Source organism: Acinetobacter sp. F-1 (genome assembly GCF_022869025.1).
Classification (GTDB): Bacteria; Pseudomonadota; Gammaproteobacteria; order Pseudomonadales; family Moraxellaceae; genus Acinetobacter; species Acinetobacter pseudolwoffii.
Window position 1 is genome coordinate 169344 of the sequence record NZ_JAJKFX010000005.1, and the last position, 23667, is coordinate 193010.

25 protein-coding genes are annotated in these 23667 nt (G+C 43.3%); 11 read left to right on the forward strand and 14 right to left on the reverse strand.

From position 1 onward, the window contains the following. The first annotated feature begins 100 nt into the window (after positions 1–100). Positions 101–895, forward strand: a complete 795-nt coding sequence (gene map / locus LOZ91_RS06990) for a type I methionyl aminopeptidase (protein ID WP_005097108.1) — start codon at positions 101–103, stop codon at positions 893–895. A 232-nt stretch (positions 896–1127) separates the two neighbouring features. On the opposite strand, the gene LOZ91_RS06995 is transcribed toward map, so the two are convergent. Continuing rightward, a complete protein-coding gene (locus LOZ91_RS06995) occupies positions 1128–2027 on the reverse strand; it encodes a LysR substrate-binding domain-containing protein (RefSeq protein ID WP_005097107.1) in 900 nt (299 codons plus the stop codon). 312 nt (positions 2028–2339) lie between these two features. On the opposite strand from LOZ91_RS06995, the gene LOZ91_RS07000 reads away from it, so the two are divergent. Continuing rightward, positions 2340–3248, forward strand: a complete 909-nt coding sequence (locus LOZ91_RS07000; RefSeq protein ID WP_244782886.1) for a polysaccharide deacetylase family protein — start codon at positions 2340–2342, stop codon at positions 3246–3248. A gap of 160 nt (positions 3249–3408) precedes the next feature. Here LOZ91_RS07000 and LOZ91_RS07005 read toward each other — a convergent pair whose 3' ends face one another. Genes LOZ91_RS07005 through LOZ91_RS07015 form a run of 3 tightly spaced genes read right to left on the reverse strand, consistent with a single transcriptional unit; the run spans position 3409 to position 5625 of the window. After that, positions 3409–4107: an NAD-dependent deacylase gene (locus tag LOZ91_RS07005; RefSeq protein WP_100357034.1), complete on the reverse strand. Its 699-nt coding sequence runs from the start codon at positions 4105–4107 to the stop codon at positions 3409–3411. A gap of 18 nt (positions 4108–4125) precedes the next feature. Then, positions 4126–5058 (reverse strand): alpha/beta hydrolase, encoded by a 933-nt coding sequence (locus tag LOZ91_RS07010; protein WP_244782888.1) that lies wholly within the window; start codon positions 5056–5058, stop codon positions 4126–4128. Positions 5059–5088: 30 nt separating this feature from the next. Continuing rightward, positions 5089–5625, reverse strand: coding sequence for a PadR family transcriptional regulator (locus tag LOZ91_RS07015; protein WP_005097101.1), 537 nt, complete (start codon positions 5623–5625; stop codon positions 5089–5091). A 164-nt stretch (positions 5626–5789) separates the two neighbouring features. Here LOZ91_RS07015 and LOZ91_RS07020 point away from each other — a divergent pair, with 164 nt between their 5' ends. The 3 genes from LOZ91_RS07020 (at position 5790) to LOZ91_RS07030 (ending at position 9553) form a co-directional block, all read left to right on the forward strand. After that, positions 5790–7814, forward strand: coding sequence for an NADPH-dependent 2,4-dienoyl-CoA reductase (locus LOZ91_RS07020; protein WP_100357032.1), 2025 nt, complete (start codon positions 5790–5792; stop codon positions 7812–7814). Positions 7815–7960: 146 nt separating this feature from the next. Further along, complete coding sequence (locus LOZ91_RS07025; protein WP_005097098.1) at positions 7961–8371, forward strand: nuclear transport factor 2 family protein; 411 nt, start codon at positions 7961–7963, stop codon at positions 8369–8371. 69 nt (positions 8372–8440) lie between these two features. After that, positions 8441–9553 (forward strand): alpha/beta fold hydrolase, encoded by a 1113-nt coding sequence (locus LOZ91_RS07030; protein ID WP_005097097.1) that lies wholly within the window; start codon positions 8441–8443, stop codon positions 9551–9553. 55 nt (positions 9554–9608) lie between these two features. Here LOZ91_RS07030 and LOZ91_RS07035 read toward each other — a convergent pair whose 3' ends face one another. Beyond that, positions 9609–10043 (reverse strand): hypothetical protein, encoded by a 435-nt coding sequence (locus tag LOZ91_RS07035; RefSeq protein ID WP_005097096.1) that lies wholly within the window; start codon positions 10041–10043, stop codon positions 9609–9611. A 226-nt stretch (positions 10044–10269) separates the two neighbouring features. On the opposite strand from LOZ91_RS07035, the gene LOZ91_RS07040 reads away from it, so the two are divergent. The 6 genes from LOZ91_RS07040 to rodA all read left to right on the forward strand — a co-directional run bounded on the left by LOZ91_RS07040 (position 10270) and on the right by rodA (position 16481). Then, on the forward strand, positions 10270–11910 hold the full coding sequence (locus tag LOZ91_RS07040) for a CTP synthase (RefSeq protein WP_005097095.1): 1641 nt from the start codon (positions 10270–10272) through the stop codon (positions 11908–11910). Between the two features lie 31 nt (positions 11911–11941). Further along, positions 11942–12799, forward strand: coding sequence for a 3-deoxy-8-phosphooctulonate synthase (gene kdsA / locus LOZ91_RS07045; RefSeq protein WP_005106657.1), 858 nt, complete (start codon positions 11942–11944; stop codon positions 12797–12799). 59 nt (positions 12800–12858) lie between these two features. After that, the gene (gene eno, locus LOZ91_RS07050; protein WP_005097093.1) at positions 12859–14148 is read left to right on the forward strand and encodes a phosphopyruvate hydratase; all 1290 of its coding nucleotides are present in this window, start codon (positions 12859–12861) and stop codon (positions 14146–14148) included. A 7-nt stretch (positions 14149–14155) separates the two neighbouring features. Further along, the gene (locus LOZ91_RS07055; RefSeq protein WP_005097092.1) at positions 14156–14548 is read left to right on the forward strand and encodes a septum formation initiator family protein; all 393 of its coding nucleotides are present in this window, start codon (positions 14156–14158) and stop codon (positions 14546–14548) included. After that, a complete protein-coding gene (ispD, locus tag LOZ91_RS07060; protein ID WP_005097091.1) occupies positions 14517–15230 on the forward strand; it encodes a 2-C-methyl-D-erythritol 4-phosphate cytidylyltransferase in 714 nt (237 codons plus the stop codon). The genes LOZ91_RS07055 and ispD overlap by 32 nt, the downstream gene beginning before the upstream one ends. A 111-nt stretch (positions 15231–15341) precedes the next feature. After that, complete coding sequence (gene rodA / locus LOZ91_RS07065; RefSeq protein ID WP_074383200.1) at positions 15342–16481, forward strand: rod shape-determining protein RodA; 1140 nt, start codon at positions 15342–15344, stop codon at positions 16479–16481. A gap of 198 nt (positions 16482–16679) precedes the next feature. On the opposite strand, the gene LOZ91_RS07070 is transcribed toward rodA, so the two are convergent. The 9 genes from LOZ91_RS07070 to LOZ91_RS07110 all read right to left on the reverse strand — a co-directional run bounded on the left by LOZ91_RS07070 (position 16680) and on the right by LOZ91_RS07110 (position 23622). Continuing rightward, positions 16680–16982, reverse strand: coding sequence for a cyd operon YbgE family protein (locus LOZ91_RS07070; protein WP_005170606.1), 303 nt, complete (start codon positions 16980–16982; stop codon positions 16680–16682). A 3-nt stretch (positions 16983–16985) separates the two neighbouring features. After that, on the reverse strand, positions 16986–17087 hold the full coding sequence (gene cydX, locus LOZ91_RS07075; protein WP_004278713.1) for a cytochrome bd-I oxidase subunit CydX: 102 nt from the start codon (positions 17085–17087) through the stop codon (positions 16986–16988). 25 nt (positions 17088–17112) lie between these two features. Then, the gene (gene cydB / locus LOZ91_RS07080) at positions 17113–18258 is read right to left on the reverse strand and encodes a cytochrome d ubiquinol oxidase subunit II (protein ID WP_005170612.1); all 1146 of its coding nucleotides are present in this window, start codon (positions 18256–18258) and stop codon (positions 17113–17115) included. Then, complete coding sequence (locus LOZ91_RS07085) at positions 18255–19841, reverse strand: cytochrome ubiquinol oxidase subunit I (RefSeq protein WP_005170615.1); 1587 nt, start codon at positions 19839–19841, stop codon at positions 18255–18257. Before LOZ91_RS07085 ends, cydB begins: the two co-directional genes overlap by 4 nt. Continuing rightward, positions 19841–20032 (reverse strand): cytochrome oxidase putative small subunit CydP, encoded by a 192-nt coding sequence (cydP, locus tag LOZ91_RS07090; protein ID WP_005170617.1) that lies wholly within the window; start codon positions 20030–20032, stop codon positions 19841–19843. Before cydP ends, LOZ91_RS07085 begins: the two co-directional genes overlap by 1 nt. Positions 20033–20565: 533 nt before the next feature. Beyond that, positions 20566–21645 (reverse strand): porin, encoded by a 1080-nt coding sequence (locus LOZ91_RS07095; RefSeq protein WP_100357030.1) that lies wholly within the window; start codon positions 21643–21645, stop codon positions 20566–20568. Positions 21646–21948: 303 nt separating this feature from the next. Beyond that, a complete protein-coding gene (locus tag LOZ91_RS07100) occupies positions 21949–22362 on the reverse strand; it encodes an HIT family protein (protein ID WP_244782890.1) in 414 nt (137 codons plus the stop codon). Positions 22363–22393: 31 nt separating this feature from the next. Then, positions 22394–22663 (reverse strand): YARHG domain-containing protein, encoded by a 270-nt coding sequence (locus LOZ91_RS07105; protein ID WP_005170626.1) that lies wholly within the window; start codon positions 22661–22663, stop codon positions 22394–22396. Between the two features lie 86 nt (positions 22664–22749). Then, a complete protein-coding gene (locus LOZ91_RS07110; RefSeq protein ID WP_005097081.1) occupies positions 22750–23622 on the reverse strand; it encodes an NAD(P)-dependent oxidoreductase in 873 nt (290 codons plus the stop codon). Positions 23623–23667 lie beyond the last annotated feature (45 nt).

Sequence of the window (23667 nt, forward strand, 5' to 3'; positions counted from 1 at the left end):
GTCCTATTTCAAGGAAAATTGCTGTGCCGAAACTCAACAACTGCGACATATTTCGCAAAAAAGGGATTATAATTCAGGGATTCATAGTGAGGATAGGTATATGCGAGCTCCAGCGATAAGTCTTAAAACTGAGCAAGATGTTGAAAAACTGCGGATATCTGGGCGTTTGGCTGCAGAAGTTTTAGCGATGATCGGGGAGCATGTCAAGCCAGGTGTCACGACCGAATATCTGGATGATCTCTGTCATGATTTTATTATCAATACTCTAAAAGTAACACCGGCCAATATTGGCTATTATGGTTATACCAAGACCACCTGCATTTCGCCGAATGAAGTAGTCTGTCACGGTATTCCATCCTCAAAAACCGTGTTGCAGGATGGTGATATTATCAATATTGATGTGGCGATCATCAAAGATGGTTATTTCGGTGATACCAGCCGGATGTATTATGTGGGAACGCCATCTCCAGAAGCCAGACGTCTGGTCAATACCACCTATGCAGCGATGCTGGCCGGGATTCATTCAGTGAAGCCGGGAGCTACCTTAGGCGATATTGGTTATGCAATTCAAACCGTTGCACAGCGTGAAGGCTATTCGATTGTGCGTGAGTATTGCGGTCATGGCATCGGCAAGGTTTATCACGAACAACCGAATATTCTGCATTATGGACAGCCGGGTCAAGGCATCAAGCTGGTGCCGGGTATGGTCTTTACCATTGAGCCGATGGTAAATATGGGTAAAGCTCGTGTCAAAGAACTAAAAGATGGCTGGACTGTGGTTACCACGGATAAATCGTGGTCTGCACAATGGGAACATATGGTTTATGTGACCGAAACCGGATTTGAATTACTCTCTCCATGGCCTGAAGGCACGGGTGATTATCCGGAAATTTAAAATTTTGACGGGATTTCTGTTAAAAACTTTTGACTTGCCAAATTTACAAGTTCATCGTTTTTGCTGACAAAAATATACAAAACACTACAGCAAAACAATGGTTTGAAAATAGAAGTCTGGTTAGACTGAGAATCAGTTACAAAGTTTCCTTTTTTATTCACTGTGCTGTAGTGACCTGTTTCTCTAGCTCATTTTTCCCCAAGAATGAGCTATTTTTTTGTCCATATTTTTATTAGCTATGGTTTAATTCTGCGACCAGATAGTCAATAAATACCCGGACTGCAGGCAGCAGACCGCGACGTGAGGGATAAACCGCATGAAAAATACCATGCGGTGCTTTCCAGTCAGGTAAAACCCGTACCAGTTCGCCACGTGCCACATACTGCTCTACCACGTTATCTGGCAATAAGGTCACCCCGCAGCTTGAAGCCGCAAGTTGCGCCAACATATTGAGGTCTGAACCCAATACAGTTGGACTGACCCGAATTTTCTTTTGTTCTTGCTGCTCGTTTTGTAAGGTCAGAAATTGTTCGGTATGATCTTCTGCCATAGTCAGAATCTTATGTTCAGCCAGTTGCTCGGGGGTTTTTAGCTCACCAAACTGATTGAGATAACCTTGACTTGCAAACAGATGCTGTTCAATTTTTTCAAACTGACGGATGACCAGATTCGGATCGTCATCCAGATTGGAGCGTACCCGCAGTGCCAGATCACAGCCTTCATTAATGATATCGACCCGGCGATTGGTGATCATCATCTGAACTTTAATTTCTGGATATTGCTTGAGGAAGTTTGGCAGGATTTTGGCGATTTCATTCTGGGCAATTAAAACCGGCAAACTGACTTTAATCGTACCACGCGGTTCGGTACTAAGATGATCGACCAGATCATGTGCTGCCTGTGCTGCATTTAACATGACTTGTGCATGGCGGTAAACGTTCATGCCAATATCGGTGACCGCAAAATGACGCGAGCTGCGTTGAATCAGGCGGACACCTAGACGTTCTTCCAAGTTATGGACACGACGGCTAAGCTTGGATTTAGGGATGTCTGTTGCACGTTCGGCTGCGCTAAAGCCGCCATGTTCCACCACCTGTGCAAAGCAGTAAAAATCATCAAGATCAGTCAGCATTCCAAAATTCCATTTATGCAACAATCTGCTGATTAAAAATTGATTGTTACGTTCTGTCAATTAAAAAAATATTGAAGTTACTAAAATTTAAAAGCCAACACACTCGATAATGTGATACATAGGCGCTCATTTATAATGTCTGGAATCTCATTACACCACAGCTAAGTGGTGATTCATTAAAAAAATTGCCATTCAATATATAAGCTTAGATAATAAATAAATTTCGTATTAGCCGTCGATGTAAAGTTCAATCAGTTTGAATAATTATGCTAGGTTAAAAGGTATTTATTTTCTAAGCTCTAGCACTCATTTATGATTAAAAAAATTGTCTTAAGCCTATGTCTCTGTGTTTCTCATGTGGCTTTTGCTCAACAGATCGCCCTCAGTTTCGATGATGGACTAGACCCAGCCAATAACCCAGATGCTTGTCATATCAATAATAACATTCTAAATACCCTAAAACAAAAGCGAATTTTGGCTATTGTCTATCCAAGCGTCAGTAAAATTAGCACAGAAAAAGGGTTGCAGATGATTTCAGAGTGGGGGAAACAGGGGCATCGAATAGGCAATCATGGAAATTTACATCTTAACCTAAATAAAGATGACATTAGCTTGAAAAATTATTTAAAAGACATAGAGCAAGGACATCAAATATTTTCTACATTACCCGGATTTGTACCACGTTACCGATTTCCATTTCTTAAAGAGGGAAATACGCTAGAAAAAAGGGAAGGAGTACGACAATGGCTGATAACCCATCATTATCAATCGGGAACTGTTAGCATCGATGCGAGTGATTGGTATTACAATCAACTGTTTTTGCAGTATCAGCAAGCACAAGATCAAGAAAACCTGAATAAATTAAAACAAGCCTATCTGTTTCATTTGCTTGATCGAGCACAGTATTACGATAATTTAGCACAACAAACATTAGGACGTTCCCCCAAGCATGTGCTTTTACTTCATGTAAGAGCCATTAATGCGGCTTGGCTAGAAGACATTATTGATTTGTTTAAGCAACAGGGCTGGAAATTTGTTGATAGTGATAGCGCTTATCAGGATTCAATTTATAAAATTCAGCCACAAACTCTACCTGCGGGTGAAAGTATTTTATGGAATATTGCACAAATTTATGGGCTCAAGTCATTACGTTATCCAGCTGAAGATGCCCCCTATGAATATCCAAATTTGAAAAAATTTGGTTTAAGTGTGGCGCCTTAGATACGGCTATTTCACTTTAGAAAATCACGAGGTGTATGCTATAGACAGTAAGAGTTAGATAGTATTTAGGCTGTAACCAATATGATTAAGTGTCGCTACGTTTTCTAAATACCTGAATAATCATCATCGAACATGACACAGCATATGTCTTGTGATGAAATTATTTTTCTAGGAGCTGAATCAACTGTTGCACACCGTCAGTAGCCGTTTGGGTGATCTTGTGAAATTGTACCGGCAATTGTTGTTGGTCTGCTCTGGGGTCAATATAATAGGCCTGGCAAGATACCGGAATGTCATGAATCAATCCCGCCACTGGATAAACTTGCAGACTGGTGCCAATCACCACAAAAATATCGGCATCTTGTACACAATTTTGGGCTTCTGCATAGGCAGGAACGGCTTCGCCAAACCAGACCACGTGTGGACGCAGTGGATAACCTGCTGTGCAAAAGTGCTTGTTTAAATCTAAATCAGTTTCTTCAACCGGATAGAATTCGGTCGTACTTTGTGCATCTGGACCTGAGGTTTTGGCCAGTCGGATATTGCCATGAAGATGAATCACTTTGCTGCTGCCGGCACGTTCATGCAGATCATCGATATTCTGGGTAATGACATGCACATCATAATCTTGTTGCAGTTGCGCAATCTGGAGATGTGCAGTATTTGGCTCTGCCTCCAGAATATTTTTTCGGCGTGCATTGTAAAAGCGCTGTACCAGTTGCGGATCTCTGGCCCAGGCCTGCGGAGTGGCGACATCTTCAATCCGATACTGTTCCCAAAGACCATCGCTGTCACGGAAGGTATTGATGCCACTTTCTGCGCTCATACCCGCACCTGAAAAGACCACCAGTTTTTTCATTATTTTTCTCCTGAATATTTAAACTGCCGAAGTACTCGATTGTGAATTCTCTTTCAAGAAGACACCGAGTTCTCTGGAAAATTTTAGCGGTTCAGTCAGCAAGGGCGTATGACCGGATTTTTTAAAAATCACCTGTTTGGCTTGAGGCAGGCTTTCTGCAATCAGGCGCTGTCCTTCAAAAGGATAGAGCCGGGATTGCGCGCCGCTAAAGAAAGTCACCGGACATTGAAGTTTGGTTAATGCTTCACGGTAATCTTCTCGATGATACAGATAATTGTTGATATACCACGCCATATAGTCCATACGGCTGGATGGCAGTAATAAACTTTGAAAGCGAGGTTGATGCAGTAAAAACTCAAATACTTTAAGACTATAGGGATGACTGTTTTGCAGCTGGATAAAGCGCAGCCACAATGCGCCAATCTGTTGGCGTACCGTTTGATCTAGATCGCGAATAAATTGAATTTGCGGATGTGCAGCGAGGAGAACAGACAGTTGCTGCAAAATCTCCCTAAATTCGTCATGTTTTGGTCCAAACAGACCAAAAGCCCAAGTATCATCTACCGGTATTTTGGGTGTCTGATCAATATGCAAATAAGCCGTGATCCGTTTAGCGAAATGATCAGAGTGCAGACCATGCATAAGTGTGGTTGCCCCCATAGAGTAGGCAATGACTATGACTCGATCGAACTTGAGCTGATCTACCACTGAGCGCACATCCTGCCAATGACAGTTAATTGCATCCAGATTTGCTGGAATTTTACAGTCTTTGGATGCACCGAAACCACGCCATTCTGGAATAATAAAACGAAACCTGTTTTTATGCGGATATAAAAAGGCCGCCCATTGCCAGCTCAACATGCCCAGACCAGACAACACTAAAACTGGTTGACCCTGACCGTATTCACGTACAAACAGCTGTTCGCCGTCTGGCATGCGATAAAAGGGCATGAATATTCTCCTTATTTTTATCCCGATCGTTTATTTAAACTGTTTGAGTCGCGGAATAACGGTTTCCAGCCAGTGAATCCAGCCAAGTTCTTGATCAATGCCGAGTTGTAAAATCATTTTATGAATATACAGGGTGCGATCATTTTCATTAGCTTGGGCAAAGTCTTTGGCAAAAATTTGCTGATAGGTGTTGAGTTTTTCTTTGTGCAGGACTAAATGCCGTTCCAGTTCCGCTAATGTGTTGTTGCCACCAAGCTGCGCTTCGGCACGTAAGCGTACCATCAATTCTTCGCGCAACTGTGCCGGTGGACTTTGCTGTATCATCCAGTGAGCCAATTCTTCACGACCGGGCAGTTCAACCTGATAGGTTTTTTTACGTGAATGTGCATCTTCTTCTTCGAGTGTTGAAATCCAGCCCTGTTTTGACATGGCATTTAGCTCTCGATAGATTTGCTGGTGGGTCGCATTCCAGAAGAATCCCATTGAGCGGTCAAAGCGCCGCGCCAGTTCTATTCCGGTACTGGGTTTTTCAATCAGGCTGGTCAGTAGCACATGCGATAAAGACATAAACGTCTCAAAAAAATGACTCGGGATTATTATGCAACATGTTGCATAAAAATCAATTCTGATTTATATATTAGTGCAACAAGTTGCATAATTCTGATCGATAAATGCAATATCTGATCAGCTGAATAAAAATAGCCAGCACATCAGCACGCTAAGGAGTTGAAATGTCTAAATATCCGAATTTACTTGCCCCGCTTGATTTAGGGTTTACCACACTCAAAAACCGGGTGCTGATGGGGTCAATGCACGTGGGGCTTGAAGAAGCACCCGGCGGATATGAGCGGATGGCAGCTTTTTATGCAGAGCGTGCCAAAGGTGGCGTGGCCTTAATCGTGACGGGTGGTATTTCACCCAATGATCATGGGGTGACGTTTCAGGGCGGCTCCAAGCTTGACAGTGTCGAAGAAGCTGAAAAGCATAAAGTGATTACCCAAGCGGTGCATGATGCAGGCGGGAAAATTGCCCTGCAAATTTTGCACACGGGCCGTTATTCCTATCAGGCAGAAAATGTTGCACCCTCTCCGATTCAGGCACCCATTAACCCGGTCAAGCCGCATGCCTTGAGTTCAGCTGAGGTTCAGCAAACTATTGATGACTTCGCCAATTGTGCCAAGCTGGCACAGTATGCCGGTTATGATGGCGTAGAAATTATGGGGTCGGAAGGTTATTTGATTAACGAGTTTATTGCAGCGCGAACCAATCATCGTGATGATGAATGGGGCGGCAGCTATGAAAACCGCATTCGTTTCCCGATCGAGATCGTGCGCCGTACCCGTGAAATGGTCGGTGAAAACTTTATTATTATCTATCGTCTGTCTATGCTGGATCTGGTGGAAGGTGGCTCAACTTTAGATGAAGTGGTACAACTGGCTAAAGCCATTGAAAAAGCCGGTGCCACGATTATCAATACCGGCATCGGCTGGCATGAAGCACGTATTCCGACAATTGCCACCAAGGTTCCTCGTGCAGCCTTTACCTGGGTTACCCGCAAGCTCAAAGGTCTGGTAAAAGTTCCTCTCATTACTTCTAACCGCATCAATACACCTGAGATGGCTGAGTATGTACTGGCTTCTGGTGATGCCGATATGATTTCCATGGCGCGTCCAATGCTGGCTGACTCTGAGTTTGTGCTTAAAGCTGAACAGGGTCGTAGCGATGAGATCAATACGTGTATCGGTTGTAATCAGGCCTGTCTGGATCATATTTTCTCGATGAAAATTGCCACCTGTCTGGTCAATCCACGGGCCTGTTATGAAACCGAACTCATCTTCAAAGACGTTGGCGAAGCGAAAAATATTGCCGTGATTGGGGCAGGTCCTGCCGGTTTAAGTTTTGCAGTCTATGCAGCGAATCGTGGTCATCAGGTCACGGTATTTGATGCGGCTGCACAGATTGGAGGACAATTTAATATTGCCAAAACCATTCCGGGCAAGGAAGAATTTTATGAAACCTTGCGCTACTTTAAACGTCAAATCGAGTTGCAGCCACGCATCAAGTTAAAGTTGAATCATACTGCCAGTTTTGCAGAACTTGAAGCGTCAGCATTTGATGAGATTGTCGTGGCAACAGGGGTAACCCCGCGTCAACTGGATATTCCGGGGATTGATCATCCAAAAGTCTTATCTTATATCGAGGTGTTAAAAGAGCGTAAAGCTGTGGGACAGCGTGTGGCGATTATTGGTGCGGGGGGTATTGGTTTTGATACCGCGGAACTTCTGAGCCATGAAGGGGAAAGTGGCAGTATCAATCCAGAAAAATTCTATGATGAATGGGGCATCGATACCAAATATGATCAGGTCGGTGGTTTAAAAACTCCAGTTCTGGAAAAATCATCCCGTGAAATTTACTTATTGCAACGAAAAGCTGCTTCTGTGGGTTCTAGTCTGGGTAAAACCACGGGCTGGATTCACCGCACAGGGCTTAAACATCGTGACGTGAAAATGATTGCGGGTGCCAGCTATGACAGGATTGATGATCAGGGCTTGCATATCACCGTCAATGATAAGCAAATGGTGTTGGAAGTGGATAATGTCATTATTTGTGCTGGTCAGGAATCTTATACCGCCATGTTTGATGAGTTAAAATCTGCTGGTAAAAGTGTACACCTGATTGGTGGCGCCAAAGAAGCGGGTGAGTTAGATGCTAAACGTGCCATTCGTCAGGGGGCTGAATTGGCAGCGGTGATCTAAAAATATTAAAACCTGCTTTTTTTCCTCTCCTTTATTAAAGGAGAGGATTTATAAGAAAGAATCTCCCTTGTGAAGCAGTACTTCTCACCTTTAATAAAGGGGGAGCGCTCTGTATTTAAAATATCAAAACAAAAAAGGAACCTCAAATGAGCATCGAAACTACAAAAAAATCCATTGATCGTTGGCACGAGATGTTAGCAACCCGCGATATGTCGATCTTGAATGAGTTACTTGCTGAGGATGTTGTATTTCGCTCACCTGTGGCTTTTCATCCTTATCCTGGCAAACAGGTGGTCTTTTTTATTCTGAGCAATGTGATCCAAGTCTTTGAAAACTTCACTTATCACCGTGAATTTATAAGTGAAGATGGTAACAATGTCGTACTTGAGTTTTCTGCTCAGGTAAGCGATAAAAAACTCAAGGGAGTTGACATGATTCAGTTTAATGAAGAAGGTCAGATCATTGATTTTGAAGTGATGATCCGGCCTAAGTCTGGACTTGAAGCCTTAGCGGTACAAATGGGCCAACGGATGCAGTCATTCCAAGTTAAAACTTAATTCGAATTATTGATTCAAGTCGGCATGAAGTTTGTAAATCACAGCTAGTCGAACTAGAGAGGATGACAGATGAAAATGTTGCTTAAAAAATTGGGTCAGCTGTCCAGTGAATATCTGGATCGCTTCAGTGGCGCAGATGAACCGACCCTGTATTACCATCCAAATGGTGTTTTTTCAGGACTCATTGAACGCTTACCGCAGCTGCAACAAAAATATCGTCCTACGCCGTGGTTAGCCAATGCACACGCACATATTCTATATTTGGATCTTATTAAAAAACATACGATTAAACTTAAATATGATGTACTTGAACAGCTAAAAATGTCGGATGGCGGGATTACCGGTATTGCCTGGTATGGGCTGGATTTGCCAGCAAATACACCGACCATTGTCTTATTACATACCATCACCGGCTCTCCAGAGTCGATGCGTGAACTGGTACAGGATCTGCATAAACATACCGGTTGGCGAGTGGCCTTGTGTTTGCGCCGTGGGCATGCAGACCTGCCCATGCCTGTAGCTAAAATGAACCTGTTCGGCTCGACCCAAGATCTACGTGAACAACTGCTGTATATACAGGATAGATTTCCTCAGTCTGAGCTGTATGGGGTCGGATCTTCTGCGGGTACAGGCTTGCTGGTGCGTTATCTCGGAGAAGAGGGATCACAAACACCGTTAAAAGCGGCTTTTGCCTTATGTCCAGGCTATAACACCGAAACCGGATTTGCCCATGTACATCCGTTTTATAGCAAAGTCATGGCCAAAAAACTAATCAAACGCTTTATTCATCCTTATCAGGAAACCTGGCAAATTTATCCTTCCTGGAAGCAATTGCTGGAGGTAAAAGACTTATCGGAGTTTGAACAGCGTTATTATCAACTGGCCGGTTTTTCAGACTATGAGAGTTATAGTAAGGCCACGAATCCAATTTATGTATTTGAAAACATTAAAGTTCCATTAATGATTTTAAATGCGGAAGATGATCCGGTGTGTCATATCCAGAATCTGGAACCTTATAAAGAAAAAATTCGGGCAATGTCGAATATCATGGTGATTACCACCAAAAAAGGCAGTCATTGCGGATTTTATCAAGGTCTGATGCAAACAGAATCGTGGGCTACGCGATTAATGGCAGACTATTTGATGCACTTGTCTCGTAATTCTGCACCGACATCTGCTTAAAAAAGAGTAATAAAAAAACCCAGCAAAAGCTGGGTTTTTTGATGAATTCTCTTGATTAATCAAGCGCTGGCATCGCTGCTGCAATGGCATCAGCCACAGCGTCTTCTTCAGATTTGTTTGAATCAGAGTTTGATTTAGGCGTTGCTGCAGGTTTTGAAGGCTCTGGAGCTGGATTGTTTTCTGACGGCGTTCTTGTTGGAGCTGGTGTAGCTTCAACAGGTTCAGGCTTCTTCACTTCACGACGAATTTCAGTCGTCGTGTTAGCTGTCTGTTCACGTTGAATTTCCACAGTTGTCTCTGGAACTTCTTCAATTACCGCTTCTTCTACCGGCTCAAGCGGTTCAAATTGTGCTGGTTCAGGCGTTACAACTTCAGGTGCTGGATTAACCTCAACTTGTTCTTCTTCTTTAGGTGCTTCTTTTTTTACACACGCAGTCAAGCTCAGGCCAGTCAGGATTACGGTACAGAGTAAAAATTTCTTCATCATCATTGCATCAAACAGAAAAGTGTGGAGGGGATTACACTATTATAGCAGCAAATTACAAGATAGAAATCATATGAACTTACAGTAATTTTTTATTGGAATTGCTGTTAGAATAGTCAATTGTTTATTGTTCTTTGAATTGATGCGGATTGACTTTGCTTTCTAGGTACAAGGTAAAGTAAAATTGCGCAACATTGCAGGCCGATTTAGGCTCGATTGTACGAGAAACCCAATGACCCATTTTATTTTCGTTACTGGTGGTGTAGTTTCATCACTAGGTAAAGGTATTTCAGCTGCTTCTGTTGCTGCACTTTTAGAAGCTCGTGGTTTAAAAGTGACCATGGTAAAAATGGATCCATACATTAATGTCGATCCAGGGACGATGAGCCCATTCCAACATGGTGAAGTTTTTGTTACAGAAGACGGTGCTGAAACAGACTTAGATTTGGGTTACTACGAACGTTTCTTGCGTCGTGCGAAAATGACCAAACTGAATAACTTCACATCAGGTCGTGTTTACCAAGATGTTCTGAACAAAGAACGCCGTGGTGACTATCTGGGTGGTACTGTGCAAGTTATTCCACACATTACTGACAATATCAAAGAGCGTGTCCTGCGTGCAGGCGAAGGCTATGATGTTGCGATTGTAGAGATCGGCGGTACAGTAGGTGACATTGAATCTCTCCCATTCATGGAATCTGTACGTCAGCTAATGGTTGAACTTGGTCATAAACGTACCATGTTAATGCACTTAACGTTACTCCCATACATTAAGTCTGCAGCAGAATTAAAAACCAAACCAACACAGCACTCTGTTAAAGAACTTCTGTCGATTGGTATTCAGCCAGACATTCTCATCTGCCGTACCGAGTACGATGTAGATGCAGATACTATCCGTAAAATTGCATTATTTACCAACGTTGAAGCACGTGCCGTTGTGGTATGTAAAGATGCACGTTCGATCTATCAGATTCCACGTACTTTCTACGAACAGAATGTTGATGATTTAATCTGCGAACGTTTTGGTTATAACGACCTTCCTGAAGCGGATTTAACCGATTGGGATAACGTGGTAGAAGCATTATTGAACCCAGAATACACCGTTCGTGTAGCGATGGTCGGTAAATATGTAGAACTTCCAGATGCGTATAAATCTGTGAACGAAGCACTTTTACATGCCGGGGTGAAAAACCGCGTTAAAGTCCAAATTGACTATGTCAATGCAGAAGAACTTGAAAGCCAGGACGTGAACGAAGTATTGAAAGATGCCGATGCGATTCTGGTTCCAGGTGGTTTTGGTGAACGTGGTACTGAAGGCAAAATGCAGGCGATTCAATTCGCACGTGAAAACGGTGTACCTTTCCTTGGTATTTGCTTAGGTATGCAGTTGGCTGTAATCGAATATGCACGTAATGTTGTGGGCATTAGCGATGCAACGTCGACTGAATTTAACCGTTCGACCAAATCTCCATTGATTGGCTTGATCACTGAATGGTTAGATGAGCGCGGTGAAGTTCAGCAACGTTCTGCTGACTCTGATTTGGGTGGCACCATGCGTCTAGGGGCTCAAAAATCTGAACTGGTTGCAGGCACAAAAACAGCTGAAATCTATGGTTCTGAAGAAATCATTGAGCGTCACCGTCACCGTTACGAAATGAACAACCGTTATATCCCATTGCTTGAAGAAAAAGGCATGAAGATTTCTGGTTATTCACCGGTACAGCATCTGGTAGAAACAGTTGAAATTCCTCAACATCCTTGGTTTATTGCGGTACAATTCCACCCGGAATTTACCAGCTCACCACGTGAAGGTCATCCATTATTTGCCGGTTTCATTGATGCTGCGAAAAAGCAGTACCAAAAAACTCAATAATCGGTGTGTAGGACACAACTAGGAAGTTTAAATGTCGCAATTAAAACCACAAGAAATTGTACGTTTGGGCGATATACAAATGGCAAATCATTTGCCATTTGTATTATTCGGCGGAATGAATGTACTTGAATCTAAAGACTTGGCTTTTGAGATCGCTGAGACTTATGTCGATATTTGTACACGTTTGGGTATTCCCTATGTGTTCAAGGCCAGCTTTGATAAAGCCAACCGTTCAAGCTTGAACTCGTTCCGTGGCCCAGGCCTCGACAAAGGTCTCGAGTGGTTAGCTGACATTAAAAAACACTTTAATGTGCCAATCATCACTGATGTACACGAGCCGTACCAGGCGGCGCCTGTTGCAGAAGTGGCGGACATTATCCAGCTGCCGGCTTTCTTGAGTCGTCAGACGGATCTGGTGGAAGCCATGGCAAAAACCGATGCCATCATCAACATCAAAAAAGCACAATTCCTTGCACCACACGAAATGCGTCATATTTTGCATAAGTGTCTGGAAGCAGGAAATGACAAACTGATCATTTGTGAGCGTGGTTCAGCATTTGGCTATAACAATCTGGTTGTAGACATGCTGGGCTTCGATATCATGAAAGAAATGAATGTGCCTGTGTTCTTTGATGTGACGCATGCCTTGCAAACTCCAGGTGGCCGTGCCGATTCTGCTGGCGGACGCCGCGCCCAGATTACCACATTGGCGCGTGCAGGTATGGCAACCGGTCTTGCAGGTTTGTTCCTGGAAGCACATCCTGATCCAGAGAAAGCCAAGTGTGATGGCCCATGTGCATTGCGCATGTCTCAACTTGAGCCTTTCTTGGCACAGCTAAAAGAATTGGATACCTTGGTCAAAGGTTTCGAAAAGTTAGATACACACTGAGTTTATCACTCTTGCGCTGCCCTAAAGGCAGCTCATATTAATCAACTGAGGAATAGTTCATGAGCCAAATCGTTGACATTCGTGCACGTGAAATTTTGGACTCTCGTGGTAACCCTACCATCGAAGCAGACGTAATCTTAGCATCTGGCGTAGTTGGCCGTGCATGTGCACCATCTGGTGCTTCAACTGGTTCTCGTGAAGCTTTAGAACTTCGTGATGGCGATAAAGCACGTTACTTAGGTAAAGGTGTTAAAACTGCGGTAAATAATGTAAACACCTTAATCCGTGATGCTTTGCTTGGTAAATCTGTATTCGAACAAAAAGACATCGATAACACGATGATTGCTTTAGACGGTACTGAAAACAAAGAAAAACTGGGTGCAAACGCAACTTTAGCTGTATCTTTGGCTGCTGCACGCGCTGCTGCTGATGAAAAGAAAATTCCTCTTTTTCAATATATTGCAGACCTTCGCAACAACTCGATTTTGACCATGCCTGTACCAATGATGAACATCATCAATGGTGGTTCACATGCAGACAATAACGTTGATATTCAAGAATTCATGATTGAGCCAGTGGGCTTCACTTCATTCTCTGAAGCTTTACGCGCTGGCGCTGAAATCTTCCATTCTTTAAAATCAGTTTTAAACAAAAAAGGTTTAAACACTGCTGTGGGTGATGAAGGTGGTTTCGCACCAAACCTTCGTTCTAACGAAGAAGCAATCACGGTTATTCTTGAAGCAATTGGTCAAACTGGCTACAAAGCAGGTTCTGACATTATGCTGGCGCTGGATTGTGCATCTTCAGAATTCTACAAAAATGGTCAGTACATTCTTGCGGGCGAAGGCAACAAAGCGTTCACCAGCAACCAGTTCTCTGACTATTTGGCTGGCCTTGTAAACCAATACCCAATTATTTCAATTGAAGATGGTTTGGATGAGTCGGATTGGGAAGGCTGGTCTTACCTGACTTCGATTCTTGGCGACAAGATCCAGTTGGTAGGTGATGACCTGTTCGTAACGAATCCTAAAATCCTGCAACGTGGTATCAACGAAAAAGTAGGTAACTCGATCCTGATCAAATATAACCAGATCGGTACCTTGACTGAAACTTTAGATGCGATCTATCTTGCCAAAGAAAATGGTTACTCTACTGTGATTTCACACCGTTCAGGTGAAACTGAAGATTCAACCATTGCGGATCTTGCAGTAGGTACAGCAGCAGGTCAAATCAAAACCGGTTCACTTTGCCGTTCTGACCGTGTAGCGAAATATAATCAGTTACTTCGTATTGAAGAATTGACTAATGCTGCATATCGCGGTAAAGCTGAGTTTAAAGGTTTGAACTAAGCGACTTATGTCAATGTTAAATGTATTCGACTCGACTGCGAGTAAAGTACTGTTGGGCCTTGCGATCATTTTGATCGCAGGGTTTCAATATTTATACTGGTTTGGTGAAGGTGGTTATCATGATCATCAGCAGCTGACCCAGAAAATCCAGCAGCAAATGGAATTGAATGATGAGCTGAAAGAACGTAATCGCGTTCTGGCGGCAGAAGTCTACGATTTAAAGAATGGTATTGAAGCCATCGAAGAACATGCGCGTTTAGATCTTGGCCTGATTAAGCCACGTGAAACTTTTATTCAAATGAGCACGATCAGTACTCAATATAAACCCATCTATCTTAATCCAAATTCTAAAGTAGATCTGCGAACCAATGAGTCACCTGAGCCAACAAATACCCCGTAAATTATGGGTCATTCTTCCTGCTGCAGGTTCAGGTAGCCGTTTTTCTAAAACAGAACTCAAGCAATATCAGACGCTTCAACAACGAACTGTTCTTGAACATACCGTTGCACGTCTGAATCAATTGCCTTTGACTGGTTATGTATTGGCGATTGGTACACAGGACAATGTCGCAAAAACTCTGCCATTTTCCGATCTGGAAAAAGCACATTTTTGTTTGGGCGGCGCAGAGCGAGTGAATTCGGTGCTGAATGCATTAAATTATTTATCTGCAATGGCCTCTGAAGATGACTGGATCATGGTGCATGATGCGGCACGCCCTTGTGTCAGTCTGGATTGTCTTCAACAGTTGGTCAATACGGCAATTGCACAGGATCGGGCTGCGATTCTGGCGATTCCGGTACGAGATACACTTAAGCGTGTAGTCACCGGTTCTGATATTGAGGAAACGGTGGATCGCTCCATGCTCTGGCAGGCACAAACGCCGCAAATGGCCAAGCTGGGCACATTAAAACGGGCGATTGAACAGGCTTTGCAGGATGGTGCTAACATTACCGATGAAGCCAGCGCACTGGAACATATCGGTGAGCAGGTGAGTGTGGTGCAAGGGCGTTCCGATAATATTAAAATTACCTATCCGGATGATCTGGAACTGGCCAAGCTGATTTTACAAGCTCAGGCTTAAAAATATATTCGATAAAATTTAAATAAAAGCAGAATAAATCTGGCTATAGCGATCTATTCCCTATAGCTTTCACTTATAATTTTGCCATCATTCTTTTTCACCTTTTGGCCAATGATACCTTCACAGCAGTATCGGTTTTTACGTCATTCTTTGCGTGATGGACGTAGTATTAACCCGCAAGATTCCTCCCGGTGGACCAAGTTGCACCTTGATCCCTGGTTGTTGTGCTTTCTGGTTCTCAATGCAATCCTGGGGTTGATGGTGGTGTATAGCGCGACCTCTGAAGATTCCGGGATGGTTGTTCGTCAGGCGATCAGTTTCGGGATTGGTTTTGTGCTGCTATTTATCTGTGCGCAGATTCCACCGAAAGTCTATCAGGCGATCAGTCCCTACCTGTATGCCTTTGGCATATTCATGCTGCTCTTGGTGTTTGTGATTGGTGAAAAACGCCTGGGTGCAACGCGTTGGATTACTTTGCCTGGTATTGGGAGTATGCAACCGAGTGAGGTGATGAAATTTGCCATGCCTTTGATGATGGCCTGGTATTTTGCACGTAAGCCATTTCCTCCCAAATTTGTACATATTGTCGGTGCATTAATTTTACTGGCTATACCATTTGTTTTGGTTGCACTCCAACCTGATTTGAATATTGGTTTGGTGGTTCCGGGTGTTTTTGTCTTGTTTTTAAGCGGGATGTCGTGGCGTCTGATTGTTGGTGCGGCAGCAGCACTGGCTGTGGCAGCACCAGTTTTATGGATGTTCGTACTACAAGAGTATCAAAAGAAACGTATTACCACGATGTTTGATCCGGAGTCGGATGCATTGGGTGCAGGCTGGAATATCATTCAGTCCAAAATCGCCATTGGTTCAGGTGGTTCCACAGGCAAAGGTTATACTGAAGGGACACAATCGCATTTGGGTTATCTGCCCGAGCATCATACCGACTTTATTATGTCGACCTATGCCGAAGAATTCGGTTTTATTGGTGTTTTTCTGCTGTTCAGTTTATTTACTGCCATTATTATTCGTTGTTTGATGATTGGCTTAAACAGTTTTCATAATTTTGGACGTTTATATGCCGGAGCTATTGGACTGACCTTTTTCTTCTTTGTATTTTTAAACTCGGGCATGGTGAGTGGTATCTTGCCGGTGACTGGAGACCCATTGCCGCTCATGAGTTATGGCGGAACGGCGGTGATTTCTATGCTCGCAGGTATGGGAATTGTGATGTCGATTCATACCCATCGATAAATTATTCTAAAAGTCGGATGTGTTCCGGTTTTACAAATATTGTTAAGACATGCGGGTAAAGAAAAGTATCTTCATTACATTCATGCTCAATGTGGAAATTGCTTCCAAATGCAGAGTGATATAAGCGTACAACAAAAAGCAGAAATGGATAAACGATATAAAGAAGCCCTCAATCGAGGGCTTCTTTCGTCTTAAAACTTAACTGAAAAACCAGGTGTAATAGCCCCAGATCATCAAAGGCCAAGCCAAAAATGGACTAAATAGCCATTTCCAGAACCAGTGGCGAGGTACGAAACCGACACCATGTACAAAGCCTCCAGAAATACCAATCATGATATACATCATGGCACTATGGCTATATTCACCGTTGGCATCCAGCATTGCAGAGGGATGAACCAATAACACTGCGGCGAGAGGAAAAGCCAGCAGGCAGGAAATCATCATCGCAAATTTGTTTGGTTTCTTGTCTACAACGGTTTTCTCAAGCGCAGCTTCGGTCATATTTTATTCCTCATCCAGGTCTTGGTGTTGTTCCATATAAATTGCAGCAATCACACTGGCAAAACACGCCATAAGTACACCCAGAATCCAGGCAAAATACCACATAATTTTGTCTCCTTAGTGCACAGCCTTAATACAGGCTGTGTGAATTGTCTTCAATATGTTTGTTGGTAATCACGGCCCACATCTTGTAATAACACCAAGTGGTATAGATCAGGATCAATGGAACAAAGATACCTGCCGCAACGGTCATCACGGTTAAGGTATTTTTACTGGATACCGCATCCCACATGGTCAGACTGACAGTCGGATTTAAGCTGGATGGCATCAGGAACGGGAACAGGGCAAAACCGGCAGTCAAGATTGCCCCGACGACTGCCAGAGAAGAACCCAGGAAGCTCAAGCCAGCCTTGTTTTTACCTGCAGCCAGTACAATGATGAATCCCCCTAGAATGCCGGCAATTGGAGCTGCCATTGTAATTGGATAAATCGAATAGTTGTTCATCCAGCCCGGATTGGCATTGGTCAGTACTTCTTTTGCTAATGGGTTGGCAACACCATTGGTGTCAAAAGGCATCACCAGGCTATAACCCTGGATGTTTCCAAAATACAACCATGCACCCGCAGCAAGGAAAGTCGCCAAGTAGACCAGACCCATGATTTGTGTCGCTTTGGCAGAGCGCTGACGTAAGTCACCATCGGTACGCAGCATCAGCCATGCACCACCATGTGCGCATAACATCGATAAACTGACCAGACCACATACAATTGCAAATGGATTTAGCAGGGCAAAGAAGCTACCTGTGTAGGTAGAGCGTACAGTTTCATCCAAGGTAAAAGGCACGCCCAGAAACATATTGCCGAACGCAACACCAAAAACCAATGCCGGAACCGCACCGCCTACAGCCAGGCCCCAATCCCAAGACGTACGCCACTTAGTATTTTCCAGTTTTGAGCGATAGTCAAAGCCGACCGGACGCAAGAATAAGGCAAACAGTACCAGTAAGAGTGCCCAGTACATGCCAGAGAAGGCAGTTGCGTAAACCATTGGCCAGGCGGCAAATAAAGCACCACCTGCCGTAATAAACCAGACCTGATTGCCGTCCCAGTGTGGGGCAATGGTGTTGATCGCGGCACGGCGCTCGTTATCATTTTTGCCCACAAATGGCATGATTGCCATGGAACCCATATCGAAGCCATCGGTGAGGGCGAAACCAATCAGCAATACGCCAACCAGCACCCACCAAATTATTTTGAGCAATTCATATTCGATCATGCTTGAGTCTCCCCATTTGCTTTTTCTGCAGCGGCAAGCTTTTCAAAGTGGTATTTACCGGTATGTAGGGAGCTTGGTCCAAGGCGCGAGAACTTGATCATCAGGTACATTTCAATAATCAGTAACACGGTATAGAACGCTGCCAAGGCAATAATTGAACCCCATACATCGCCAGTACTTAAGCTAGATGCTGAAAGATGCGTCGGTAAGACTTCACCAATCGTCCATGGTTGACGACCGACCTCTGCCACATACCAGCCGGTTTGTGCAGCCACCCAAGGTAAAGGAAGCGCAAATAAGGCAAATTTCAATAACCAAGGTTTGTTTTCAGCATTGCGTTTTGCGACTGCAACAGTTGCCAGAATGAAGAGAAGCAGCATCAAGAAACCAGAACCCACCATGGCGCGGAATGCCCAGAACAGGCTTGGTACATGTGGAATGGTGTCTGCCGCCGCAGCTTTAATTTGTGCTTCAGTCGCATCCACCACATTTGGCGTATATTTCTTCAGCAGCAAGCCATAACCGAGGTCTTTTTGTGATTCATCAAAAGCCGCTTTAAGCTCAGGTGATTTATCTCCTGCACGGAGCAGCTCTAACTGTTCATACGCCACCATACCGTTACGGATCCGCTGTTCGTGCTGAGCAATCAGATCTTTAATTCCGGTCACTTGTTCAGTGGTGGAGCGGGTTGCAATCAGACCCATCACATAAGGAATCTTGATCGCATAGTCAGTGGTTTGGGTTTCTGCATTTGGAATCCCAAATAAGGTGAATGCTGCTGGTGCAGGATGCGTATCCCATTCTGCTTCAATCGCCGCAAGTTTGGTTTTTTGGACATCGCCCAGCTCATAACCTGATTCATCACCCAGTAAAATCACTGAAAGTGTAGACGCAAGCCCGAAGATGGCAGCAATGGCAAAAGAACGACGTGCAAAAGGCAGATCGCGTTTCTTCAGCATGTAGAAACTTGAAATAGCCAGTACGAAAATAGCACCCGTGACATAACCGGCGGATACCGTATGCACGAATTTAACCTGAGCGACCGGATTAAAGATCAGGGCAGCAAAGTCCACCATTTCCATACGCATGGTTTCATAGTTAAATGCCGAACCGACCGGGTTTTGCATCCAGCCATTGGCGACCAGAATCCATAACGCGGACATGTTCGAACCCAAAGCGACTAGCCAGGTGACTGCCAGATGTTGCACTTTGGACAGGCGATCCCAGCCAAAGAAGAACAGCCCGATGAAAGTCGATTCAAGGAAGAAGGCCATCAGGCCTTCAATCGCCAGCGGTGCACCAAAAATATCACCAACATAATGCGAGTAATAAGCCCAGTTGGTTCCGAACTGGAACTCCATGGTCAGACCTGTGGTCACCCCCAAGGCGAAGTTAATACCAAACAGTTTTCCCCAGAACTTGGTCATGTCTTTATAGATTTCTTTGCCGGAAATCACATAAGTGGTTTCCATGATGGCAAGCAGAAAAGCCAGACCTAAAGTGAGTGGAACAAAAATAAAGTGATACATCGCGGTCATGGCGAACTGGAACCGCGAGAGATCGACCACGCTTTCAGAAATCATCAACGTGTCTCCTGGATTTGGGAAGGATTGCCGGCAATACGCTCGGCGACTTGATTGTCAAAATTTTTAGGAATAGTAGGTGCGTCAAACCAGATATTTTTAATAATCATAAGCAAAATAACTTTGATAATTAAAATAGCGGTTATTTCTCTCACCACTTTTTGGTTTAGATTTTTGGGAACTAAGCTCATTCGAACAAGCCTGTTATATGGTTTGTTATATATTATTAACCAATTGTAAATATAAAATAAATAGACAATACAGTTTAAGTAAATATATATTTATAAGTATATGAATATAATGATTATATATTTTCATGAGTTAAAAATTATTCTAAATATTTTGTATTATTTTGTGTAAATTTATTGGATTTTAAATCCGACTAAAATGCTTATATTTATATTTTAATGTCGATTGTTTTAGTTGGATTAATGTTTTTTAATTGTTATTAAGTTCATTAAAATGATTGTCTTTAAATATAAGGTTGAATTAATCAAACTATTTTAGTAGGTTTTTATACTGAATAAATGGGAGCTTCTTAATAAGGAGTTATTAAAAAATATTCTTGATGAATAACTTGAATACAAGCATTTTTAGGCTGTTTAATGGAATAACAATGAGCAAAAAAAGATCCCGCGTAGGGATCTTTGAAGGTGTCTTATGTGTCTTACTTAATGCGTAATACCTAAAACATGTTGTTTCAGCTTTATGAGGGTTGTTGGACTTAGAAGTCGTAACGCATGCCGACTGACAGTCCAAGTGCAGTTTCACCAGCTGCATTGACACCTTGAGATGAACCTGCCTTGTTACTACGCGCCTGTGACCATGGCGTTAAGTTGGCACTGTCATCATTTAACATGGCAGCAATATTGCCATATACACGGAACTGTTTATCAAGTCGGTGTTCTAGACCCAGCGCGAGCAAGGTGGAACTGGCTTCACTGGCATCGACATCGCGGTGGAATACATGGCCTTTAAGGGTATTTTTGTCTGTAAGTTTATAGTCCGCACCGATTCCGTAAACATTTGCATCTGCATTGGTGCCGCTGCCATCATCAAGAGAAGTGAACTGATAAAGCGCGCCCACATTTAATTCTGGGGTCAGTTTATATGCAGCTGCTAAACGGATACCATCACGTTCTCCTCGGCTAACATCTTCAGCATAATGCTCGTAAGCGGCTGCTATATCCCAGTTGCCTGCCTTGTAGTTTAGGCCTAGGTCATAGGCTTGAGACTTTTCATTGGTCTCTTCAGTCGTATCATTGCTGATCATGGTGCCATCATGTAAAGACAAGGCTGCTGTTGCAGTGAAACCGCCACCAAATTTAGGCGTTTTATATTCAATGGTATTCGGGTTGCGCTCATCAAAACGATGGTTGTAGGCACGCGTGACGTTACGTAAGTCGCCAACTTGGTCACCAAAAAAGTTAGCAGGGCCGCGGGCTGCTTTAAATGGACTGTCAAAACGACCGACTTTTACCTGACCGAAGTCACCTTTAACCCCGACAAAAGTATCACGGGTTGAGAAGTTAACAGAATCTTCTTCATCGTCAGAGCCGCTTGAAAAGTTAATTTGTTGTTCGATTTGAGCAAAAGCCGTCATGCCATTTTCTAATTGTTGTTCAGCTTTAAAGCCAAGGCGTGACGAGTTTGATGATAAAGCAACTTCATTATAGTCTTTACCATCATCCAGATAATCTAAAGAAACGTGTGCACGACCATAAATTTTAACGTCAGCAGCAGCTGCCATGACTGGTGTTAAAATTGTTGCCCCAATTGCTAATGCAGATAACGTTTTTTTCATGTGTTGCTCCAATAAAGACTTTTTATTCATCGTCTTAAAACAAGTTTCAGTCATGTGTTGAAACATGTACCGCTCTATTGGTGCCAAGTATCGATTACAAATAAGACAGTAAGATTAAGGAAATATTTCAAATCTGTTAAATGTTGTATTTTGTAAGTTTTGTAATATTACACATTCAATTTTTTGTATTTAAAGATAATTTGGTTGCTATTATCTTAATGATTCGCTTTTTTTTCTAAAGTGTTATGCTTTAAGTAGAATAAAAAAATGGAGCCGAAGCTCCATTTTTTTATTCAGTTAAACTTAAAGTGCAGCTTTGATTTTTTCAGCCAGCACTTTAATTTTTTCCTGATCACCCATCTGGGCAGCATGTTTACCCAAGTTGTGCAGGGAAGTCGGCACCAGATGAAAATGAATATGCGGTACAGTCTGACCAGCAGCAGCACCTGATAATTGCATCAGGACAATGCCGTCAACGCCCAAACCTTTTTCAATTGCTTTCGCAACCTTCTGTACAATTTGAATCGTATAGGCCGCAGCTTCAGGGTCTAGATCCAGTAAAGTGATGGCTGGTGCTTTCGGAACGACCAGAGTATGACCATCTGCTTGCGGCATGATGTCCATAAATGCAAGAACCTGGTCATCTTCATACACTTTAATCGCAGGAAGTTCACCGCGTAGAATTCGTGCAAAAATATTCTGATCATCATAAGTCATAAGTACATTCCTTGAGCGTTATTGAATTGAATTATTTACAGTTCAATTCTTTCTGACGATCTTTGATCACGTCAAGACGCTGTTGCTCTTTTTCCGAGAATTTTGGCTTGGTTGTATAGCAATTGTCATTGCCGAACTTCGCTTTTGCTTCTGGATCTTTAAAACAGAATCCTTTAGACGCATAAATCACGTCATGATCATTTTTCAATTTTTTGCATTCCTGTTCAGATGCAAGAACCGATGTTGAAGCCCCGAACAAAGTTGCTAAGCCAATTAATGCTGCAACAGAAAATTTCTTCATGCGAGTTTCCTCTGGGTTATCCACTATATGTGCCTGCCTACTAGTCACAATATGAGGTTTTGTTATCATTATTCAATGGCGAGATATTACTCGATGGTAATATTACTCCATGATTCATACATTTTCACGGCACTGGAAAAATCACTGTTTTTATCCGATAGATCACTGGCCGCCTGAATTAGATTCTGGGTTAATGATAGCACAGGCGCAGACAGTTTAGCCTCACGCGCCAGATCGATTGCGATGCCGGTATCTTTGGCCAAGAGTGGCAGGGCAAAGGTTACAGGAAAACTGCGATTTAAAATACGCTGTGGTAATACGGTTTCGGTCACCATGCTTTTACCACTTGAAGCATTAATACAATCCAGTGCTTCATTCAGGTTGACTCCATGTGCTTTCAGCGTAGTAAAGCCTTCTGCGACCGCACACAGGTTTACAGCCATTAACATATTATTCACAGCTTTCACTGCAAAACCTGCGCCAGATTCACCGACATGCTTAATCAGTGTGCCAAAAGCCTGCATCGCGGGAAGGGCTTTTTCAAAACCTTGGACATCGCCGCCTACCATCACTGTCAAGGTGCCATTTTCAGCACCAATGGTTTGACCGCTGACCGGTGCATCCAGAAAGATCGCACCACGTTCAGCCAGTTGTGCTGCCAGTGTTTGCGCGGAATCCGGTACACCACTGGTACAGTCGACCCAGACTGAGCCGGATTTAAGCGACAAATTTTCCAGAAGTTGTGCTACATCGGCACTGGTCGGCAAACATGAAAAGATAATATCTGCCTGAACGGCCTGTTCTAGCGTAACGGCTTGGGTGCCATATTCAGCAGCATGTTGCTCTGCTTTGTCAAAATTGCGGTTCCAGACATAGACGGTATCAAACTGCTTGGGTAAATGTGCCGCCATACGATAACCCATGGCACCTAAACCGATAAATGCTACTGACTGAATCATGCTGTATCCTCTGAATATGTAAATAAATTTTAATGTTTTTTGGCG

Bases quoted from the DNA above. Each gene is read 5' to 3' on its own strand.
- cydB (WP_005170612.1), bottom strand. From the start codon at position 18,258: ATGATCGAATATGAATTGCTCAAAATAATTTGGTGGGTGCTGGTTGGC.
- LOZ91_RS07025 (WP_005097098.1), top strand. From the start codon at position 7,961: ATGAGCATCGAAACTACAAAAAAATCCATTGATCGTTGGCACGAGATG.
- LOZ91_RS07070 (WP_005170606.1), bottom strand. From the start codon at position 16,982: ATGACCGAAGCTGCGCTTGAGAAAACCGTTGTAGACAAGAAACCAAAC.
- cydP (WP_005170617.1), bottom strand. From the start codon at position 20,032: ATGAGCTTAGTTCCCAAAAATCTAAACCAAAAAGTGGTGAGAGAAATA.
- LOZ91_RS07000 (WP_244782886.1), top strand. From the start codon at position 2,340: ATGATTAAAAAAATTGTCTTAAGCCTATGTCTCTGTGTTTCTCATGTG.
- kdsA (WP_005106657.1), top strand. From the start codon at position 11,942: ATGTCGCAATTAAAACCACAAGAAATTGTACGTTTGGGCGATATACAA.
- ispD (WP_005097091.1), top strand. From the start codon at position 14,517: ATGAGTCACCTGAGCCAACAAATACCCCGTAAATTATGGGTCATTCTT.
- LOZ91_RS07005 (WP_100357034.1), bottom strand. From the start codon at position 4,107: ATGAAAAAACTGGTGGTCTTTTCAGGTGCGGGTATGAGCGCAGAAAGT.
- map (WP_005097108.1), top strand. From the start codon at position 101: ATGCGAGCTCCAGCGATAAGTCTTAAAACTGAGCAAGATGTTGAAAAA.
- LOZ91_RS07020 (WP_100357032.1), top strand. From the start codon at position 5,790: ATGTCTAAATATCCGAATTTACTTGCCCCGCTTGATTTAGGGTTTACC.
- LOZ91_RS07110 (WP_005097081.1), bottom strand. From the start codon at position 23,622: ATGATTCAGTCAGTAGCATTTATCGGTTTAGGTGCCATGGGTTATCGT.
- LOZ91_RS07100 (WP_244782890.1), bottom strand. From the start codon at position 22,362: ATGACTTATGATGATCAGAATATTTTTGCACGAATTCTACGCGGTGAA.
- cydX (WP_004278713.1), bottom strand. From the start codon at position 17,087: ATGTGGTATTTTGCCTGGATTCTGGGTGTACTTATGGCGTGTTTTGCC.
- LOZ91_RS07095 (WP_100357030.1), bottom strand. From the start codon at position 21,645: ATGAAAAAAACGTTATCTGCATTAGCAATTGGGGCAACAATTTTAACA.
- LOZ91_RS07105 (WP_005170626.1), bottom strand. From the start codon at position 22,663: ATGAAGAAATTTTCTGTTGCAGCATTAATTGGCTTAGCAACTTTGTTC.
- LOZ91_RS07015 (WP_005097101.1), bottom strand. From the start codon at position 5,625: ATGTCTTTATCGCATGTGCTACTGACCAGCCTGATTGAAAAACCCAGT.
- LOZ91_RS07030 (WP_005097097.1), top strand. From the start codon at position 8,441: ATGAAAATGTTGCTTAAAAAATTGGGTCAGCTGTCCAGTGAATATCTG.
- eno (WP_005097093.1), top strand. From the start codon at position 12,859: ATGAGCCAAATCGTTGACATTCGTGCACGTGAAATTTTGGACTCTCGT.
- LOZ91_RS06995 (WP_005097107.1), bottom strand. From the start codon at position 2,027: ATGCTGACTGATCTTGATGATTTTTACTGCTTTGCACAGGTGGTGGAA.
- LOZ91_RS07055 (WP_005097092.1), top strand. From the start codon at position 14,156: ATGTCAATGTTAAATGTATTCGACTCGACTGCGAGTAAAGTACTGTTG.
- LOZ91_RS07085 (WP_005170615.1), bottom strand. From the start codon at position 19,841: ATGATTTCTGAAAGCGTGGTCGATCTCTCGCGGTTCCAGTTCGCCATG.
- LOZ91_RS07040 (WP_005097095.1), top strand. From the start codon at position 10,270: ATGACCCATTTTATTTTCGTTACTGGTGGTGTAGTTTCATCACTAGGT.
- LOZ91_RS07010 (WP_244782888.1), bottom strand. From the start codon at position 5,058: ATGCCCTTTTATCGCATGCCAGACGGCGAACAGCTGTTTGTACGTGAA.
- rodA (WP_074383200.1), top strand. From the start codon at position 15,342: ATGATACCTTCACAGCAGTATCGGTTTTTACGTCATTCTTTGCGTGAT.
- LOZ91_RS07035 (WP_005097096.1), bottom strand. From the start codon at position 10,043: ATGATGATGAAGAAATTTTTACTCTGTACCGTAATCCTGACTGGCCTG.